At 63.3% G+C, this 17125-nt stretch carries 19 protein-coding genes; 11 read left to right on the top strand and 8 right to left on the bottom strand.

Annotation, left to right across the window (positions count from 1 at the left end):
- Positions 1 to 3: 3 nt before the first annotated feature.
- The 4 genes from NKG59_RS05145 to NKG59_RS05160 form a co-directional block, all read right to left on the bottom strand.
- The gene (locus NKG59_RS05145) at positions 4 to 732 is read right to left on the bottom strand and encodes an OmpW/AlkL family protein (protein WP_045205278.1); all 729 of its coding nucleotides are present in this window, start codon (positions 730 to 732) and stop codon (positions 4 to 6) included.
- 203 nt (positions 733 to 935) lie between these two features.
- On the bottom strand, positions 936 to 1937 hold the full coding sequence (locus tag NKG59_RS05150; RefSeq protein WP_253535769.1) for a delta(1)-pyrroline-2-carboxylate reductase family protein: 1002 nt from the start codon (positions 1935 to 1937) through the stop codon (positions 936 to 938).
- 35 nt (positions 1938 to 1972) lie between these two features.
- Entirely contained in the window at positions 1973 to 2737 is a 765-nt protein-coding gene (locus tag NKG59_RS05155; RefSeq protein WP_253535770.1) for a lysoplasmalogenase, read from the bottom strand.
- Positions 2738 to 2830: 93 nt separating this feature from the next.
- Positions 2831 to 3307, bottom strand: a complete 477-nt coding sequence (locus tag NKG59_RS05160; RefSeq protein ID WP_004628561.1) for an Lrp/AsnC family transcriptional regulator — start codon at positions 3305 to 3307, stop codon at positions 2831 to 2833.
- Positions 3308 to 3445: 138 nt separating this feature from the next.
- On the opposite strand from NKG59_RS05160, the gene phhA reads away from it, so the two are divergent.
- Together phhA and NKG59_RS05170 are read left to right on the top strand one after the other, a co-directional pair.
- Entirely contained in the window at positions 3446 to 4390 is a 945-nt protein-coding gene (gene phhA / locus NKG59_RS05165) for a phenylalanine 4-monooxygenase (RefSeq protein ID WP_253535771.1), read from the top strand.
- A 61-nt stretch (positions 4391 to 4451) separates the two neighbouring features.
- Positions 4452 to 4766, top strand: coding sequence for a 4a-hydroxytetrahydrobiopterin dehydratase (locus NKG59_RS05170; protein ID WP_024977199.1), 315 nt, complete (start codon positions 4452 to 4454; stop codon positions 4764 to 4766).
- A gap of 18 nt (positions 4767 to 4784) precedes the next feature.
- Here the strand turns inward: NKG59_RS05170 and NKG59_RS05175 are convergent, their stop codons facing one another.
- Positions 4785 to 5012: a DUF3717 domain-containing protein gene (locus NKG59_RS05175; RefSeq protein ID WP_045205351.1), complete on the bottom strand. Its 228-nt coding sequence runs from the start codon at positions 5010 to 5012 to the stop codon at positions 4785 to 4787.
- 76 nt (positions 5013 to 5088) lie between these two features.
- On the opposite strand from NKG59_RS05175, the gene NKG59_RS05180 reads away from it, so the two are divergent.
- Together NKG59_RS05180 and NKG59_RS05185 are read left to right on the top strand one after the other, a co-directional pair.
- The gene (locus tag NKG59_RS05180; RefSeq protein WP_253535772.1) at positions 5089 to 5799 is read left to right on the top strand and encodes a response regulator transcription factor; all 711 of its coding nucleotides are present in this window, start codon (positions 5089 to 5091) and stop codon (positions 5797 to 5799) included.
- An 8-nt stretch (positions 5800 to 5807) separates the two neighbouring features.
- The gene (locus NKG59_RS05185; RefSeq protein WP_253535773.1) at positions 5808 to 7484 is read left to right on the top strand and encodes a sensor histidine kinase; all 1677 of its coding nucleotides are present in this window, start codon (positions 5808 to 5810) and stop codon (positions 7482 to 7484) included.
- A gap of 16 nt (positions 7485 to 7500) precedes the next feature.
- Here the strand turns inward: NKG59_RS05185 and NKG59_RS05190 are convergent, their stop codons facing one another.
- Positions 7501 to 8040 carry an SET domain-containing protein gene (locus tag NKG59_RS05190; protein ID WP_045205272.1) on the bottom strand — a complete coding sequence of 180 codons (540 nt, stop codon included), beginning with the start codon at positions 8038 to 8040 and terminating at the stop codon, positions 7501 to 7503.
- A 633-nt stretch (positions 8041 to 8673) separates the two neighbouring features.
- On the opposite strand from NKG59_RS05190, the gene NKG59_RS05195 reads away from it, so the two are divergent.
- The 4 genes from NKG59_RS05195 to NKG59_RS05210 all read left to right on the top strand — a co-directional run bounded on the left by NKG59_RS05195 (position 8674) and on the right by NKG59_RS05210 (position 11963).
- Positions 8674 to 8952 (top strand): HU family DNA-binding protein, encoded by a 279-nt coding sequence (locus NKG59_RS05195; protein WP_004628548.1) that lies wholly within the window; start codon positions 8674 to 8676, stop codon positions 8950 to 8952.
- 144 nt (positions 8953 to 9096) lie between these two features.
- Entirely contained in the window at positions 9097 to 10044 is a 948-nt protein-coding gene (locus NKG59_RS05200; protein WP_045205271.1) for a DUF2272 domain-containing protein, read from the top strand.
- A gap of 112 nt (positions 10045 to 10156) precedes the next feature.
- Positions 10157 to 10981: a class II aldolase/adducin family protein gene (locus tag NKG59_RS05205; protein WP_045205270.1), complete on the top strand. Its 825-nt coding sequence runs from the start codon at positions 10157 to 10159 to the stop codon at positions 10979 to 10981.
- Positions 10982 to 10985: 4 nt separating this feature from the next.
- A complete protein-coding gene (locus NKG59_RS05210; RefSeq protein ID WP_253535774.1) occupies positions 10986 to 11963 on the top strand; it encodes a 2-dehydropantoate 2-reductase in 978 nt (325 codons plus the stop codon).
- 13 nt (positions 11964 to 11976) lie between these two features.
- Here NKG59_RS05210 and NKG59_RS05215 read toward each other — a convergent pair whose 3' ends face one another.
- Complete coding sequence (locus NKG59_RS05215; protein ID WP_045205268.1) at positions 11977 to 12780, bottom strand: tetratricopeptide repeat protein; 804 nt, start codon at positions 12778 to 12780, stop codon at positions 11977 to 11979.
- 12 nt (positions 12781 to 12792) lie between these two features.
- The gene (locus NKG59_RS05220) at positions 12793 to 14859 is read right to left on the bottom strand and encodes a bifunctional 2',3'-cyclic-nucleotide 2'-phosphodiesterase/3'-nucleotidase (protein ID WP_253535775.1); all 2067 of its coding nucleotides are present in this window, start codon (positions 14857 to 14859) and stop codon (positions 12793 to 12795) included.
- 350 nt (positions 14860 to 15209) lie between these two features.
- Between NKG59_RS05220 and minC the strand changes: the two genes are divergently transcribed.
- The 3 genes from minC to minE are packed head-to-tail and all read left to right on the top strand — an operon-like array spanning position 15210 to position 17124.
- Positions 15210 to 15989, top strand: a complete 780-nt coding sequence (gene minC / locus NKG59_RS05225; protein WP_045205266.1) for a septum site-determining protein MinC — start codon at positions 15210 to 15212, stop codon at positions 15987 to 15989.
- Positions 15990 to 16033: 44 nt separating this feature from the next.
- A complete protein-coding gene (gene minD / locus NKG59_RS05230; RefSeq protein ID WP_012436754.1) occupies positions 16034 to 16855 on the top strand; it encodes a septum site-determining protein MinD in 822 nt (273 codons plus the stop codon).
- 14 nt (positions 16856 to 16869) lie between these two features.
- Entirely contained in the window at positions 16870 to 17124 is a 255-nt protein-coding gene (gene minE, locus NKG59_RS05235) for a cell division topological specificity factor MinE (RefSeq protein ID WP_024977189.1), read from the top strand.
- The last annotated feature ends 1 nt before the right edge of the window (position 17125 follow it).

Raw genomic sequence — 17125 nt, forward strand, 5'->3', positions numbered from 1 at the left:
CGCTTAGAAGCGGTAGCCGACGCTCAGGAAGGTCACGACCGGGTTGATCTTGATCTTCGCTTCGCTCTGGATGTGCACGCCGTTGATCAGCGTGGTGTCGATCTTGGCCGTGGTCTTCAGCGGCAGATAGGACACTGACAAGCCAACGAACCAATCCTTGGTGATGGCATAGGTGGCGCCCACGTTCAGCACCGGGTTGAGCGAGCTGTCGGTCGTCACGTTGCTCGTGCTGCCTGGCGTGCCGCGGCCCAGGACCTGGTTCTGGAAAGCGCTGTTGGTGATCTTCTCGTCGGAGAACCACGTGTAGTTCAGGCCGGCGCCGACATACGGACGGAACTTGCTGTCCGCGCTGAAGAAGTACCACTTGGCCAGCACGGCCGGGCTCCATTGCTTGGCAGAACCGATTTCGCCATAGCCGGAGAACGAGCCCGTGCCTTCAATCTTGTGGCGCGGCGGAATGCCACCGACCAGTTCCACGGCGATGTTGTCGGTGAAGAAGTGCGTAAAGGCGAGACCAACGGTATCGGCTTCCTTGATCTTCGCGCCGGTGTTCGGCACCGATTGGTTGATGGGTGCGCCGCCAACGCTGTTGATGAACAGCGGATCGCTCGAACTGTTCGGCATCACGCGGAACCAGCCGAGGCTGACAATATTGCTGCCGGCAGCCTGTGCGTGCGCGGCGGTGGCGAGGATCATCCCGGCGGCGGCCGCCAGTGCTTTTTTATAGGCCATCTCTGTATGTGCTCCTGTGTCAGACGCATCCGATGCAGACGGGTTGATACGTTTGCGGTGCGTTCTAAGTCTCCTCCCAGGCGGAAGGGATGGCCATTATCCCGTGTGATTGCCTTGGCTAGAACCCTTTTTCTAGAGGTTTCCTGTTACAAGCGGTGCGCTAAACCCGCTGGTGGCGGGCGTCTTCAGCACATGCTCAGTTTTTAAACAGGCTTGGACTTGGACAGCGCGAGCACGCACGCGGCCAGATCCCACAGGGCATTGCCAACGCTTTTGAATACCACTGGCGACACCGGCGTGGGCTGCGCGAGCGTGTCTGGCGGCGTATCGACGCACTGTTGTAACGGTCGCACACGCGACCACGGCACACCTGCCTGCAGCAGGTCACCAGCTTCGGCTTCCAGGTCGACCAAGGTGTCGGCGTACAGCCGATCGGCCGCGGCGGCATGCATACACAAGCGCGGCGGCAGCTCGGCCATGTCGGGCCGGAACGCGCCAACGGCGGCAATGAAGTGATGCGCGCCCCACGCATAGCCGGCAGGGTGGCTCGGGTCACCCAGATCCGGCAGCACTGGCTGCGATGACGGCGTGGCGGTGATGACCACCGGTGTTTGCGGCAGCACCGCACGGGCAGCGTCTGCCACACCGGCCGCATCGCCACCCGCCAGCGCCGTGGCGTCCATGCCGAGCGCGCGGGCGTACCCAGCCAGCCCATCCGCGCTGGCAGCCGTGCGCGCGATGATCGTGACGCGTCGTGTGCCTAGCCCGAAGCGGAAGGCTTCCAGATGCGCGCGTGCCTGAGCCCCGGCGCCGATCAGCAGCAGATCCCCGGCCGGCTCAGACGCCAGCAAGCGCGCCGCCAGCAACGACACAGCCGCTGTGCGGTGTGCGGTGACGGTGGGGCCATCCAGCATGAGTTGGCGCTCGCCGGTGCGAGCGTCCATCACCACCACCTCGCCGTGAATGGCCGGCAAGCCCTGCGCAGGGTTGTGCGGGTGAACGGTGATCATCTTGGTGACGGCGATGTCGGCGTTGGACGCGGGCATCAGCAGCAAACTGCCGCCGTCCGCCACCGGCATCACAAGCCGCGCGGGCGCCTGGGCCCGGCCCGCACGCGCATCGCGCAACACTTGGGCGATGGCATCGGCCAACGCGGCATACGGCAAGCGGGCCGCCGTGGTGGCAGCGTCGAGGGTCTGCAGCATGGGGCTCCCGCAGGGGAAGAAACGTCGGACGGACCTTATGCCACGGCGCGGCGCGCGGGCGGCATGCGGCGCGTGAGCAAACCGGCGCTGATGAGGAGCTGGGCAGCAGCGTAGCTCCACCAGATCGCTAGTTCATGGTCGGTGAACGGAAAGACAAACACGCTGATGCCGATCATGGCGTCGGAAGCCGCAAAGGCGAGTGCGCCCCAAGCCGTCAGCGGCCCAGGCAGGCGCGCCAGCAATGCCGCGCACACCATCGCCGAGAGCACCAGCATGTAGACGATCACAGGCCCCTTCAACTCACCCAGGCCGGGCCAATACCAAAGCAACATGCCGATGGCCACGCCGATCATCAAGCCGACGCCAATCATGCGGATGGCCGACGACGCCCCGCGCAGCCCCACCAGCACCCGCAGGTAGCACACGTGCGCCAGCAAGAAACAGCCCAGCCCAGCCATGAACGAGAACGCCAGCCACGGCAGCGCAAGCCATAGATCGCCGAGTGCAGAGAACACCATCGCGCCGATCAGCCAGCGCCGCTCGCGCGGAATGTCGTGCAGCGAGGCGGCGCGCGCCAGCAGCAACGCCATCAGCATTTTCCACAGCGGCTGCGCAACGATGCGGCCCACCAGCGGGGTGCCGGGTGGCACTTCGACGGCCACCATGGTCAGCATGCCGCCGTAGGTGACGCCTGCCACTGCAGCGGCCACCCACCACGCGCGAACCCGTGCCGACATGCCGTAGCCGCCTGCCAGATGCGCCGGCGCGTGCGCCGGATGCGTGGTGTGTCCGTCAACCATCGTGGTCTCCCGCCCAAGACAGGCGTTTCATATCGGCAAAGTGTTGTCGGCTTGCAGCGTGACACGCCGTGCACCCTGGCGCAAGGCGCGAGTCTACCCACCAAGGTGGGATAGCGGCAACGCGCCATCCCGCTTCAAGGCCGTCAGAACGATATTGGAACGCACGTTATCCACACCCGGCACCCGCATCAGCTTGCGCATGACAAATTCCGACAACGCAGGCAGATCGGGCACCACCACACGCAGCATGTAATCGGCGTCGCCGGCCACGGAATAACACTCCTGCACGGCGTCGAGCAGGCTGATCTCTTCATGAAAGCGTTCGACGATGGCGTCGCCGTGGTGCGCCAGCTTGACGCTGGCAAACACCGTCACACCCAAGCCCAGGCCCGTCGGCGAAAGCACCACCCGGTAGCCCTCGATCACGCCTTCCGATTCAAGCCGTGCCAGACGCCGCCCGACTTGGCTGGCCGACAGGTGAACCTGCTCCGAGAGCTGCTGATGCGTCGCACGCCCATCGCGCTGAAGGGCCGCTAGCAGGGCCAGATCGAAGGTATCGAGCGAAATCATGCACATCTCCTGCGTTGATAAGTTGAATTCTGCATGAATTCCGCAAACACTGCGCAATGGGTGGCGGTTTTGCGGCCAATCCGCGTGGGCGCGCCCATACACTGGCCGGACCCTGATTGCACAAAATCGACATTACAAATGGCCCTCGCAACCACCGCCCCCGACGCAGCCCAAAACGCCGCTCCGGCCGGCTTCAACGGCACCCTGACCGACAAACTGCGCGAGCAATTCGCAGAAGGCCTCGATGGCCAGACGCTGCGCGCCGACTTCACCATGCAGCAGCCGGTGCACCGTTACACCGCCGCTGATCATGCAACGTGGCGCACGCTGTACGACCGCCAGGAAGCGCTGTTGCCTGGCCGTGTATGCGATGAATTCCTGCAAGGTCTGTCAACGCTGGGCATGAGCCGCGATGCCGTGCCGTCATTCGACCAGCTCAACGAAACGCTGATGCGCGCCACGGGCTGGCAGATCGTTGCCGTACCGGGCCTGGTGCCCGACGAAGTGTTCTTCGATCACCTGGCCAACCGCCGTTTCCCCGCAAGCTGGTGGATGCGCCGCCCCGATCAGCTCGATTACCTGCAAGAGCCGGATTGCTTTCACGACATCTTTGGCCACGTGCCGCTGCTGATTAACCCGATCTTTGCCGACTACATGGAAGCCTACGGCAAGGGTGGCCTGAAGGCCGCGCGGCTGGGCCAGCTCGACATGCTCGCGCGCCTGTACTGGTACACGGTGGAATTCGGGCTGATCCGCACGCCGGCTGGTCTGCGCATCTACGGTGCAGGCATCGTGTCGAGCAAGAGCGAATCGGTGTACGCGCTGGATTCGGCCAGCCCGAACCGCATCGGCTTTGACGTGCGCCGCATCATGCGCACGCGCTATCGCATCGACACGTTCCAGAAGACCTACTTCACCATCGACAGCTTCGAACAGTTGTTCGATGCCACGCGCCCCGACTTCACGCCGCTGTATGAAGAACTGGCCGCGCTGCCCACTATTGGCGCAGGCGATGTGGTGGATGGCGATGTGGTGCTGAACGTCGGCAACCGTGAAGGTTGGGCAGACACTGCGGACATCTGACAGCAGATAGTCGAGCGCTGACTATACTGCGCGCATTCAAGATCCAACTTCGCACCCCATCATGATGCCGACCCTGAACGAAGACCAACGCAAAGCCCTCTTTGCCGAACTGCCCGGCTGGACGCTACAGAGCGAGCGAGACGCCATCCAGAAGACCTTCACCTTTGCCGACTTCAACGCCGCGTTCGGTTTCATGACGCGCGTGGCGATCAAGGCCGAGCAGATGAATCACCATCCGGAGTGGTTCAACGTGTGGAATCGCGTGGACATCACCTTGTCCACACATGATGCGAACGGGCTCACGCACCGTGATGCAGATCTCGCGCGCTTTATCGAGCAGGCCGCGAAAGGCACCAGCGCCACCGGCGCAAAGTAACGACCGCAATGCTGGCGCTCAGCCCTGTGAGGCTGCGCGCCACGCCTCATAAGCTGCCCGCGCCTTGTCGCCCAATTGCTCAGGGGCGATGCGGGTGGCGCCTTGTACAATCATCAGCGCATACGGCTTGGCCAGCGCCGACGCCTCGGCACACAGCCGCAGTTCCTCGCCTTCGGCGGGTGAACGGGCGCGCCAGAAATTGATGGCGGCCTCCAGATCGGTGATGGTGAGCAGGGCATCGGTCATCCGCGCATTGTAGCGCTGCCAAATCACGCCGATTGCCCCTTTTTGCCTTTTCCGCCCTGCACTCTGGATCGAGTCAATGCGCATCCTGCTGATTGAAGACGACCGTGCCATCGCCAGCGGCATCCATGCCGGACTCACGCAAGCCGGGCATCGCGTGCATGTCGTGCACGACGGCGTCTTTGCCACTGAACAACTTGCTAGACAGACACACGATCTGGTGATCCTGGATCTTGGGTTGCCCGGTATCGATGGCATGACGTTGCTGTCGCAGTTTCGGGCGCGCGATCGTGTGACGCCCGTGCTGATCCTGACGGCGCGCGACGGCCTGCTCGACAAGGTGAACGGCCTGAACGCCGGTGCAGACGATTACCTGCTCAAGCCGTTCGAGATGCTCGAACTCGTGGCCCGCGTGGGCGCACTGCTGCGCCGTCGCAACGATTCGACCGAACCCGCCGCACGCCCTGACATCCTTGTCGGACGGCTGCGCATGAGCGGCGTGGAACGGCGCATCTTTGTCGATGCCGCGCCGCTCGAACTCTCGCCGCGTGAATTTGCGGTGCTGGAGTTGCTGATGCAGCGCCAGGGCCGGGTGGTCAGCAAGGTGCAGTTGCAGGACCACCTTGCCAGCTTCGGGCATGCCATCGGCGAGGCGAGTCACGATGTGGTGGGCGATACGGCCATCGAAGTCTATGTGCACCGCGTACGCCGCAAGATCGAGCATTCCGAGGCGGAGATCGTCACGGTGCGCGGCTTCGGTTACCTGTTGCAGTCACGCTCCCCGGCGTAGTCCGGCCCATGTTCAAGCGCCACCGCCCTGCCTCGTCGTCGGCTTCATCAGCTCCAGCCAAGGGGGCTGGCAACGGTGCCATCAGCCTGCGCCTGCATCTGTTGCGTGCGCTGGCGACACCGCTGTTTGGTTTGATCGTGGGTACCGGCGCGCTGTCATATTGGCTGGCGGCGCACTACACCGCCCAGGTGTTCGATCGCGCATTGGTGGGGGTGGCCAACACGCTGGCCGAACAGTTGCGCATTGCTGGCCCGAACGTGCCGGCGGCCAAGCTCTACGACATCGCCCTCACCGCCCAGACGCTTGTACAGAACAGCGGCGAAGACCGCATCTACTGGCGCATTTCTGGCCCCACAGGCACGCTGGTCGGGCGCGACACGCCGCTGGGCTACGGCTCGGGCCAGGTGCGCATTGGCGAAGCACGCGTGTTCTATAGCTGGATCGACGGCAAACAGGTGCGCGCCGTGCATCTGCTCGTTCCGGGCGTGAGTGCGGAGGCGCCTAAACCACGCTCGCCGCGCCAGCCAGTGCCGCCCGAACCTGAAGACGACGTCACGCGCCCAGCGCTTGCGCCAACGCAGGCGCAGACAGCACCGGCATTCAACCCATCCAATCCGCCCGACACCATGAAGGCCGAAGACGGCATCGTCGTGGAAGTGGCGGAGCTGCTGGACCACCGCGATACGGCGGCCAAGGAAGTGCTGCTGTCGGTATCGATTCCGCTGATCGTGCTGCTGGCCATCGGGGGGCTGATCCTGTCGCTCGTGCTCAAGGAAGAATTGCAGCCGTTGCAGACGCTGGCCGACACACTCAACAAGCAGAGCGCACGATCGGTGACGCCGCTGCCAGCGGAGTCAGCGGAACACGTGCCCGCCGAACTGCAACCGCTTATCAATGCGATGAACGCGCTGCTGGCCCGGCTGCGCGACGCACTGGAAGCGCAGCGCACCTTCATCGCAGACGCGGCACATCAACTGCGCACGCCGCTTACCGCGTTGAAGCTGCATGCCGATCGCGCTGTCGATGCCAAGACATTGGACGAGGCCCGCCCTGCACTGCTGGAGCTGCAATCGGGTGCCAACCGCGCGGTGCGTCTGTCCAACCAGTTGCTGACGCTGGCGCGTGCCGAATCGGGCATGACGCTCGATCAGCTGGGCCCGCCGATGCGGGTCGATCTCGTCGCGCTGGCGTTCGATACCGGCGCCGAATGGGTTCCGCGCGCGCTTGCGCGGGGGCTGGATCTGGGCTTTGAGGCCTGGCCGCAGGAAGCCACGTCGCCGGGTTCCTTGCGGGCACCGGTGCTGGCCAACGTGGTGCTGCTGCGCGAGGCCATTAACAACCTGCTCGACAACGCCATCAAATACGTGCCGGCCGGCGGACGCGTGACCTTGCGCGCTGGCATGGAGGCCGACGCGGCATCCCAGTGGTGGGGTGTTGTGAGCGTGGAAGACAATGGCCCGGGCATTCCATCCGAGCGGCGCGGTGAAGTCTTCCAGCGATTCTTCCGTGGGGATGCGGACCACCGCCCCGGACAACCGCAAGGGAGCGGCCTGGGCCTGGCCATCGTGCACGACATCGTGCGTCTGCATGGCGGCACCGTCGCCATTGACGACGCGACTGCGCGTGATGGCAGCCGCGTGATGCGCTTCGTGTTGCGCCTGCCGCTGGCAAGCGAATCGGTCTGACTGACCGACCTTCGGCTTACTTCTTCTTGTTCTTCTCGGGCGGCGCCAGCATTGTGCCGCGGCACTTCTTCGCGCCGCAGCGGCACGCAAACTGCTCCTTCAGGGCCTTGGTCTGGCGGCCTTCGATGACGAGGCCGTAGTCGTAGAACAGTTCTTCGCCGGGTTCGATGTCACGCAGCGCGTGAATGAACACGCGGCCATCCTCTTCTCGCGCCTCGCAGTTCGGCTTGCAGGCGTGGTTGATCCAGCGCGCGCGGTTGCCGCCAAACTTGGCGTCGATCACGCTGCCGTCTTCCAAGCTGAAGTAGAACGTGTGATTCGGGTCGGACGGGTCGTGCGGATGGCGGCGCAGTGCCTCTTTCCACGTGATGTGCTCGCCCTTGTATTCGATGATCTTCTTGCCGCGTGCAATGGCCGCCACGGCATACACGCCGCGTCCGTGTACGCCAGATTCGCGCACCTCGATGCGATCGCGGCGGCGCAGTTTGGCCGGAGCTTCCGGCGTGGGCGAGGACTCAGCCAGAGCCGGCGTGGCATCAGCGGACGTGCGTGTCATGGAGAAAAGGCGCAGGAAAGCGAAACAAGAACGTCGATCAACGAAGCCGTGAGCCTACACCAAAAGCATGGCTTCTCGACACGTGCCGCAACCCCATGCTGCCCGGCCAGTGTGGATAACTCCGCCTGCAGCTGTGGATAACTACCGGCAAAGGCTGTTGGCTGTCTGTGGCTGCCCTGTCGACGGTGTGGGCACAAGTTACGGGGTTGCCAGGCGGGGGGTCTAAACAATCAGAAAGCTATCCACGCGAAGACACACGCGGTACCTCTGGTTTTGCTTGCAGCAAGTGCTTGAAAAAAAAGCGCTTTTTCCACTTATCCACAGAAACTATCCACCGTTATCTACTACTACTATCTGTATACATAAGAAAAAGGTAAACCAACTGATCGACTTGCGTCGAACCTATCAGCGAGCAGACAAGCCAACCGCAAAGCAGAACATCAAGTGTCAACATTGATGTGATGGGATCGCCGCGCAACGTAGGCCCCGTGCGGGTTTACGGAACCCGAATACCAGGTGCGGTTACAAAGCTCACGTGCCGACGCTGTTCGCATGCCGGTATCATGTCGCCCTTGGAGCCATCCCCCGGACGCTCTGTTGTGTGTTTTATCTACTCTTGAAGGGAGTCAAGCAATGACGAAAACCGAACTGATCGACGCCATCGCCAGCGGCGTAGACGGTCTGACCAAGGCCAAGGCCGAGCAGGCACTGAACGTGACGCTGCAAGCCATCATGGAATCCGTTGGCAAGGGCGATGCGGTCAGCCTCATCGGCTTTGGTACCTTCAGCCAAGGCGAGCGTGCCGAGCGTATGGCCCGCAACCCGCGTACCGGCGAAGAAATCAAGGTCGAAGCGGCCAAGACGGTCAAGTTCAAGGCCGGCCAGAAGTTCAAGGACGCTGTCAACGCCTAAGGCAATGACAACCCTCGGCGTGACCAGCCGGTCTGGTTAGCGCCAACGACGTGGCATGCCATTGCATGCGTGAATCGACCGCAGCATCGGCGTACCACGTCGGAAGGCCTGTCTCCCCGTCAGGCCATCCCTTCACCTTCTTCCATGTCCCGCCCTTTCCTGCGCAATTCGCTCGCTCTGCGCATTGCTCTGCCGATCGTTCTGATCGCACCGGTCCTCTGGTTTGCCGGTTGCGCGACGCCGCCTGCGCGTCCGCAAGCCGAACCGCTGCCTGACAACGAAGTCGTGCAGACCCGGCCAGGTGCCACGCCGCGCGAGAAGATGATCGAGATTGCCCTGACCGAATGGGATCGGTGGGGGCGCCAGGTGGTGCGCGTGGGGCGTGACGATACGTATTGCGTGGCAGGCGGTGGGTTTCCCGACCAGCCGCAGGGCCGTTGGCTGACGGCCGACGACCCCACCCCTGCCCCGTCCGATGAAGAAAGCGGTACCGACATGCCGTTGCCCAACGCAGCTGCCACGTCTGCGGTACCGCCCCCTGCGCCTTGCCTGCGCTATCCGGACGGCACGGGCGGTGAAGCCACCTCACGGGGTTGCATGCTGGCCAAGCGCTACTGGGGCATCGTTGGCAAGACACCGACGTGCCAGCAGTTGACCACCGGCGGCTGGGCGTGGTCTGCGGTGTTCATCTCGTGGATCATGCGCAAGGCCGGCTTGCAGAACGATCAGTTCCTGACCGGCGCCACGCATGCGGAATACGTGACTGACGCGCGTGACCATCTGCTCAAGCATCCCGCCTTCGTCCTTGAACGCACACCCGCCGTGCCGCGCCCGGGCGACCTCATCTGTACCGCACGCGGCGCCGATCGCTTCATGGCGGATCCGGCGGAGATCCAGGCCGGCAGAACCCCCATGCACTGCGATCTCGTCGTCGAGGTGGATCCGGTGCGCCATGAGGTGAAATCGATTGGCGGCAACGTGCAGCAATCCGCGTCGATGAGCATTACCGAGTTGAACGATGCCAACCAGCTTGATCCGTACACCAATTCGGTCATGCAGTGGCTGGTGATCCTGCGCAACCAGTTGCCCTAGCAGACAGCGGATGTAACGTGGTTTGACGTCCGGCACAAATTCATTAACATGTGAATAAATTTGGCGCCGGCAACCCGACCGGCGCATGGCCCCTGCGATCAGGAGACAGGTCATGACGGTGCTTTCGCTTTCACCCGATTCCGGGTCGGGCACCCAGGCCCACCGCCCGGACTGGTGCGGCCCACGCGAGTGGGTTGCGCGTGTGAAGCTGGCGGCGTGCTATCGCATCTTTGCGCAGCTCGGCTGGACTGAGCTCATCTACAACCACATCACGCTGCGCCTGCAGCCAGAAGACGGTGCGGACGGCGATGAAGGTCCGCACTTTCTGATCAACCCGTTTGGCCTGACGTACGCCGAGGTTTGCGCGTCGAACCTCGTGAAGATCGACCTGCAGGGCAATGTGCAGCGTGCGAGGGGTCAGCCGGACTGGCCGGTCAACCCGGCGGGCTTTACCGTGCATGCCGCTATTCATGCCGGCATCCCGGGGGCGCACTGCGTAATGCACACCCACACCACCGCCGGCATGGCCGTGGCATGTGCGCGCGATGGTCTGTCAATCAGCAACTTCTACGCGGCGCAACTGCACGGCAAGGTGGCGTATCACGACTTCGAGGGCATCACCGTGCATGCCGATGAAGGGCCGCGCCTGGTGAAGAACATCGGCGACAAGCCCGCGGTGATCTTGCGTAACCACGGGCTGCTGGCCTGGGGCGATTCGATTGCGCGGGCGTTTGCGGTGTTGTGGCTGCTCAACCGCGCGTGCGAGATCCAGCTCGCTTCCACATCGATGGGCCCGGTGCTGGAGATTCCCGAAGCGGTGGCACGCAACTGCACGCGCGATTCGCTGCAGTTCAACCCGAACTTTGGCGCAGGTGAAGACGTGTTCGCGGCGCTGATCCGCACCATCGACCGCATCGATCCTTCCTACCGAACCTGATCACATGACACGTATTTGCATCGTGGGCGCCGGCGCTGTCGGCGGCTATCTTGGCGCGAAGCTCGCGCTGGCAGATCAACCGATCAATGTACTGGCACGGGGGGCGACGCTTCAGGCATTGCATGCTGAAGGGCTGCGTCTGACCGAAGAGGGCAACACACGATCTGTGTCAGTGCATGCGGGTGACGACGCGCATGCGTTCGGTGTGCAGGACGTCGTGATCGTTGCCGTGAAAGCTCCCGCCATGGAAAACGTGGCGCAAGGCATTGCCCCGCTCATCGGCCCAGAGACCTGCGTGGTGGTAGCGATGAACGGCGTGCCGTGGTGGTTCTTTGATCGACACGGACCGCTGGAAGGCCAGCGCCTTCAGTCGGTGGATCCACACGGACGCATCGCGCAAGCGATTCCAACGAAGAACGTGCTTGGTTGCGTGGTGCATTTGACGTGCTCAACCTCGGCACCAGGACACGTGCGTCATGGTTTTGGCAAGCGATTGATTCTTGGTGAACCGGCGGGCGGCACCTCACCGCGCTTGGATGCACTCGGTGCGCTCTTTGAACGCGCTGGTTTGCAGATCGAACGCAGCGAAGCCATCCAACGCGACATCTGGTTCAAGCTCTGGGGCAACATGACGATGAACCCGGTGTCGGTGCTCACGGGCGCGACGTGCGATCGCATCCTCGATGATCCGCTGGTCAGTGCCTTTTGCCTTGGCGTCATGGAAGAGGCCAAAGCAATCGGTGCACGCATCGGTTGCCCAATCGAACAAAGCGGCGAAGAACGCAGCGCCGTCACGCGTCAACTCGGCGCGTTCAAAACGTCGATGCTGCAGGATGCGGAGGCCGGGCGCGGCCCGCTGGAGATTGATGCGCTGGTGGCCTCGGTGCGAGAGATTGGCCAGCATGTGGGCGTGCCGACCCCCCAGATTGATGCCCTGCTAGGCCTGGTGCGCTTGCATGCCCAGACCCGAGGGCTTTACTAAAGGAACTGCTGTATTACGGCGCCAGCGCAGGATGCTTCAGTGCATGTGCTGTTTCGATCCACTGCTGGTGATACGCCGCATCGTCGCGCTTGAGACCCAGTTCGCCGTTCTGATACGCCATCGCCAAGGCTTGCACGGCCTCCGGCAATTCGTGCTCGGCGGCGTCCTGGTACAACGCCAGCGCGCGGGCTTCATCGCGCGGCACACCATCGCCTTCACGGTACGCGTTGGCCAGCATGAACATCGCAGCCGGAATCTCGTGGCGGGCAGCGCGATCGAACCAGTGCGCAGCCTGTGCGGTGTCGATGGCCGTGCCGTAGCCGCTGCGATACATCACGCCCAGGTAATACGCGGCCGCCGCGTCGCCCTTGTCAGCGGATTGACGCAGCAGGCGCAGCGCGCGCGGATAGTCTCGTTCAACGCCGCCCGTGCCGAGCAGAAGCGCTTTGCCCAGCGACAGCTGCGCACGCGCATCGCTCGGTGCAGCGGTTTCCAGCCAGCGCATCCCTTCGTTACGTAAGACGCTGTCGTGCGCACTGAGCAACGCTTCGCCCAACGCTGACTGCGCCGGCACCGAGCCGCTGCGTGCGAGTTGACGCAACTGCTGCAGCGCCTCGGGCTCCATCGCTTGCACGACCATCGCGCGCCACGATTCCAGCTGCGTGGCGTCCACGGTGGGCGCCTGGCGTGCGTGCGACAGCCAACCGCCCGCCGTCACGACGATCGCCAGGGCCGCGGCCACCGTGAGCATCGGCACCGACTGGCGCGGAGATTCCAAGGCTGGCGCGCCAACCCATGCGGAACGAAGAGAAGGCATGGCGTGTTCCTCTTACTGCGTCAGATCGATCTGGTACAGCGACAGTCCCTTGTTGGTGCCGTCGTCGACCTGATACAGCGTGACGTTGTTGATGCCCGCCGCCCCGGCCACCGTCAGCTTGCCCGCCGCCGACGGGAACACCACCGTTGCCGCCGACGTCGCCAGCTTCGTAAAGCGCCAGCTGCGCTGCGAGCCGTTCGTCGCACGTTTCACGCTGCCGATCTTCTTGATGTAGCTGATCAGCACGTCGCGGTTGGCATCCGGCGACGCATAGATCGTCTTGCTGCCGTCCAGGCCCGGGAAGTTGCCACCGCCGCTTGCACGATAGTTGTTGGTCGCGACGATGAACTGAGCCGCCGGGTCGAGCGCCACGCCCTTGTACATGAGGTTCTTGATGCGGCTGCCCACGGGCTGCGTGACATCAATCTCATACGTCAGGTCCGGCGTGGTGAACATATCGAAGTTGTAGCCCGGGAACGTGCTCACCAGCTTCTGCACCGTCGCTTGCGTCGGGTCGATGGTGTTGAAGCGCTTGGCCGCCGTCTCCAGCCAGTTCTTGATGTCGGAGCCTGCCACTTTCACGGCGTAGATCGTGTTCGGATACAGGTACAGGTCAGCCGCGTTGTTGATCGCCAGCGGACCAGCCGCTACATCGGTGAAATCCGTACCGCCACCAAAGCCGCTCTTGAACGGCGCGCTGACCGACAGCACCGGCAGCGACGCGTAATGCGGCAGGTTCGCCTGAACATACGCCGACACGTAATCGGCCTGCGCCTGGTTGACGATCTCGATCGCGCCCGGGTCACCCACATCGGCAAAGTACGTGCTCATGTTGAAGTCGGTGCTGCCCACCGGCGTCTTCACGTAGTTGATCGTCGCCTGGTGTTCGGTGGCGATGGCTGCGGAAACAGTGGGGTCGGCTGCCACGTACGTCTTGTCGGCGTTCTGTATCGAGCGCGCTTCCACCGTGGTCTGCGTCTTGTCGACAGCCCAGTTTGTGCCGTTGAACGTCAGACCCAGCTTGATCACACCCAGGTGCTTGCCCCAGTAGTTCGCCATCACCGTCGGCACGCCGTTCACGGTGCCGGCCACCTTGTCGACACCCGGCAGGTTGAACTGGCTGACCGTGCTCTTGGCATCCGGGAAGAGCTGATGCGAATGGCCGATCAGCATGGCATCGATGCCCGGCACGGTGGAAAGCCACCAACTGCCGTTTTCCATCGTCGGCGAATACGTCGAGTTATCCAGACCGCCGTGCGAAATCGCGACCACAAGGTCGGCGCCCTTCGCGCGCATCTCGGGGATGTATTTGGCAGCAGTTTCCTTGATGCCGACGGTATAGACCTTGCCGTCGAGCCAGCGCTTGTCCCAGCTCGTGATCGTGGGCGGAGTAAAGCTGATGATGCCGACCTTGACCGGCGCGCTCACGGTGCTGCCATCCGGCGCAGTGGCCGTCACCGTCTTGGTGATGATCGTGTACGGCTGGAACAGCGGCGCATTCGTCTTGGCGCTGATCACGTTGGCAAGCACTTGCGGGAAGTTCGGGCCCGCGCATTTCTTCTGCGTGGCCGGATCGGGCAGGCCATCGACGTTGAACGTGTTGCCCGTTACCTGCGACAGATACGGCAGGCCGTAATTGAACTCGTGGTTTCCGATACCGCCGCCGTCGTACTTCGCAGCGTTCATCACCTTGTAGATCGCCAGCGTCTGGTCGCACGTGACCGGGCTCACCATGGCCTGGTAGTCCGACAGCGCGGTGCCCTGGATGGTGTCGCCGTTATCCAGCAGCAGCGTGTTCGGGAATTGCGTGCGCGCCTGGTTGATGAGCGTTGCCACGCGCTCGAAGCCGAGCGAGTTGTCGGCCGCGAGCTTGAAATAGTCGTACGACAGCACGTTGGTGTGCAGGTCGGTGGTTTCCAACACGGCCAGCGTGGCTTTGGTGCCTGCGGGGGCGGCGCTGGCAGCGGGCGTGGCGCTACCGTTCGAAGGGCTATCGCCGCCGCCACCGCAGGCAGCCAACGACATCGACAAGAACACAGCAAGCGGCAACGCCGCCGAACACAACGGTCGGACTCGCATGAACTTCTCCCTGAAGTCTATTTTTTGGTATGCGAACTACGGACTGCGGAATGCGAAATGCGAATTGCTGATGAAGCGAATGACGCGCGGACGCGCACGCAGAATCGGCGGAACCGTTTGCGCAACGCGAAAGGACAACAGACTGGGCCGGGGGGCGCAGAAGCGGAGAAGTATCAAAAGCGTGCATGACGATGCTGTGACCATCGCATGACATTTGCGCGTGGCGCCGACAGTGTGGAGAACGGCGCCGGCTGCGGGTCTCAGCCGGATGGCGGAGCGGCAGGCCCAAAAAATCCAAGGCGTTTCGTCAACAACGTTAGAATGAGCCCATTTTTCCGCGTAGCCGTTCTATGTCCCAGAAGAAAGCGCCGCTGTTCGAGATCCGCAGCGGCACCGTCGATGCCCTGCTGCTGTCGCCGCGCACCGCCGACATGGACGCCCTGGCCGCCGAACTCACGCGACGCTTTGCCGACACGCCGGAGTTTTTCTCCAACGACGTGATCGCCATTGATGTGCGCCGGCTGGCCGAAGACGAGCGCCTGCCCATCGACCGTTTGGTGGAGACGCTGACCTCGCTGCGCGCCCGCGCGATCGGCGTGGTTGCCAGCCCGGAGCAGGCCGAGTGGGCCCAGGCCTTTGGCCTGCCGCTGCTTGACAGCCACGGACGCCGTCCGCGCGGCGAGAAAGACGCCAAGGACAACGGCGAAGGCCAGGACACCCCCGAGCACGCCCAGGCTGCCGAAGCGCCGGCCCCCGCCCCTGCTGTTCCCCCCGTCGAAGCCATGGCCATGCAGCCCGGCACGATGATCATCGATCGCCCCCTGCGTTCCGGCCAGCGCATCTATGCGCGCGGGGACCTCGTCGTGCTCGACTTGGTGAGCGACGGCGCCGAGGTGATCGCCGAGGGCAACATCTATGTCTATGCCTCGCTGCGCGGCCGCGCGCTGGCGGGCGTGAAAGGCAACCTGGACGCGCGCATCTTCTGCACGTGCCTGGAGCCCCAACTGATTTCCATCGCCGGCATCTACCGCACCGGCGAAACCCCGTGGCCGGAGCCCTACGCCAGCAAGCCTGCGCAGGTCCGGCTCGCGGACAACACGCTGGTTTTCGAACCGTTGCGGATGAAGTGACGCACCCCGTGCGCCGAGCGATTTAACTTTTCGATATACGAGCCATGACCAAGATCATCGTAGTCACCTCCGGCAAGGGCGGCGTCGGCAAGACGACCACCAGTGCGGCGTTCTCTGCCGGCCTGGCGCTGCGCGGCCACAAGACCGCCGTCATCGACTTCGACGTCGGCCTGCGCAACCTCGACCTCATCATGGGCTGCGAGCGCCGCGTCGTGTATGACCTGATCAACGTGATCCACGGTGAGGCCAACCTGAACCAGGCCCTCATCAAGGACAAGAAGTGCGAGAACCTGTTCATCCTCCCCGCCTCGCAAACGCGCGACAAGGATGCGCTCACGCGTGAAGGCGTCGAGAAGGTGATCGAAGGCCTGAAGGAAATGGGCTTCGAATACATCGTCTGCGATTCGCCGGCCGGTATCGAATCGGGCGCGCTGATGGCGATGTATTTTGCCGATGAGGCCATCGTGGTAACGAACCCGGAAGTGTCTTCGGTGCGCGACTCCGATCGCATCCTCGGCATCCTGTCGTCCAAGTCGCGCCGCGCTGTGGAAGGCAAGGAACCGATCAAGGAGCACCTGCTGCTCACGCGCTACAACCCGAAGCGCGTGTCCGAAGGCGAAATGCTGTCGCTCACCGACATTCAGGAAATCCTGCGCATCAAGCTGATCGGCGTGATTCCGGAATCCGAAGCCGTGCTGCAGGCCTCCAACCAGGGCACGCCCGCCATCCACATCGAAGGCTCCGACGTGGCAAACGCCTACCACGACGTGATCGACCGCTTCCTGGGCAAAGAGAAAGAACTGCGCTACGTCGAATACAACAAGCCGGGCTTCCTGCAGCGCCTGTTCGGCGGCAGCGGTAAATAAGGAGACGCACATTCATGTCGATTCTGTCTTTCCTGCTGGGTGAGAAGAAGAAGACTGCGACCGTCGCCAAGGAACGTCTGCAGATCATCCTCGCCCATGAACGTACCGCCAGCGGTGCGCCTGCCGACTACCTGCCCGCGCTGCAACGCGAACTGGTGGCCGTAATTTCGAAGTACGTGAAGATCGGCAACGACGACATCAAGGTCAATCTCGAGCGCCAGGACAACCTGGAAGTGCTTGAGGTGAAGATCGAGATTCCGCAAGCCTGAT

The organism is Ralstonia chuxiongensis (genome assembly GCF_024158925.1).
GTDB lineage: Bacteria > Pseudomonadota > Gammaproteobacteria > Burkholderiales > Burkholderiaceae > Ralstonia > Ralstonia chuxiongensis.

Bases quoted from the DNA above. Each gene is read 5' to 3' on its own strand.
- NKG59_RS05145 (WP_045205278.1), bottom strand. From the start codon at position 732: ATGGCCTATAAAAAAGCACTGGCGGCCGCCGCCGGGATGATCCTCGCC.
- NKG59_RS05150 (WP_253535769.1), bottom strand. From the start codon at position 1,937: ATGCTGCAGACCCTCGACGCTGCCACCACGGCGGCCCGCTTGCCGTAT.
- NKG59_RS05155 (WP_253535770.1), bottom strand. From the start codon at position 2,737: ATGGTTGACGGACACACCACGCATCCGGCGCACGCGCCGGCGCATCTG.
- NKG59_RS05160 (WP_004628561.1), bottom strand. From the start codon at position 3,307: ATGATTTCGCTCGATACCTTCGATCTGGCCCTGCTAGCGGCCCTTCAG.
- phhA (WP_253535771.1), top strand. From the start codon at position 3,446: ATGGCCCTCGCAACCACCGCCCCCGACGCAGCCCAAAACGCCGCTCCG.
- NKG59_RS05170 (WP_024977199.1), top strand. From the start codon at position 4,452: ATGATGCCGACCCTGAACGAAGACCAACGCAAAGCCCTCTTTGCCGAA.
- NKG59_RS05175 (WP_045205351.1), bottom strand. From the start codon at position 5,012: ATGACCGATGCCCTGCTCACCATCACCGATCTGGAGGCCGCCATCAAT.
- NKG59_RS05180 (WP_253535772.1), top strand. From the start codon at position 5,089: ATGCGCATCCTGCTGATTGAAGACGACCGTGCCATCGCCAGCGGCATC.
- NKG59_RS05185 (WP_253535773.1), top strand. From the start codon at position 5,808: ATGTTCAAGCGCCACCGCCCTGCCTCGTCGTCGGCTTCATCAGCTCCA.
- NKG59_RS05190 (WP_045205272.1), bottom strand. From the start codon at position 8,040: ATGACACGCACGTCCGCTGATGCCACGCCGGCTCTGGCTGAGTCCTCG.
- NKG59_RS05195 (WP_004628548.1), top strand. From the start codon at position 8,674: ATGACGAAAACCGAACTGATCGACGCCATCGCCAGCGGCGTAGACGGT.
- NKG59_RS05200 (WP_045205271.1), top strand. From the start codon at position 9,097: ATGTCCCGCCCTTTCCTGCGCAATTCGCTCGCTCTGCGCATTGCTCTG.
- NKG59_RS05205 (WP_045205270.1), top strand. From the start codon at position 10,157: ATGACGGTGCTTTCGCTTTCACCCGATTCCGGGTCGGGCACCCAGGCC.
- NKG59_RS05210 (WP_253535774.1), top strand. From the start codon at position 10,986: ATGACACGTATTTGCATCGTGGGCGCCGGCGCTGTCGGCGGCTATCTT.
- NKG59_RS05215 (WP_045205268.1), bottom strand. From the start codon at position 12,780: ATGCCTTCTCTTCGTTCCGCATGGGTTGGCGCGCCAGCCTTGGAATCT.
- NKG59_RS05220 (WP_253535775.1), bottom strand. From the start codon at position 14,859: ATGCGAGTCCGACCGTTGTGTTCGGCGGCGTTGCCGCTTGCTGTGTTC.
- minC (WP_045205266.1), top strand. From the start codon at position 15,210: ATGTCCCAGAAGAAAGCGCCGCTGTTCGAGATCCGCAGCGGCACCGTC.
- minD (WP_012436754.1), top strand. From the start codon at position 16,034: ATGACCAAGATCATCGTAGTCACCTCCGGCAAGGGCGGCGTCGGCAAG.
- minE (WP_024977189.1), top strand. From the start codon at position 16,870: ATGTCGATTCTGTCTTTCCTGCTGGGTGAGAAGAAGAAGACTGCGACC.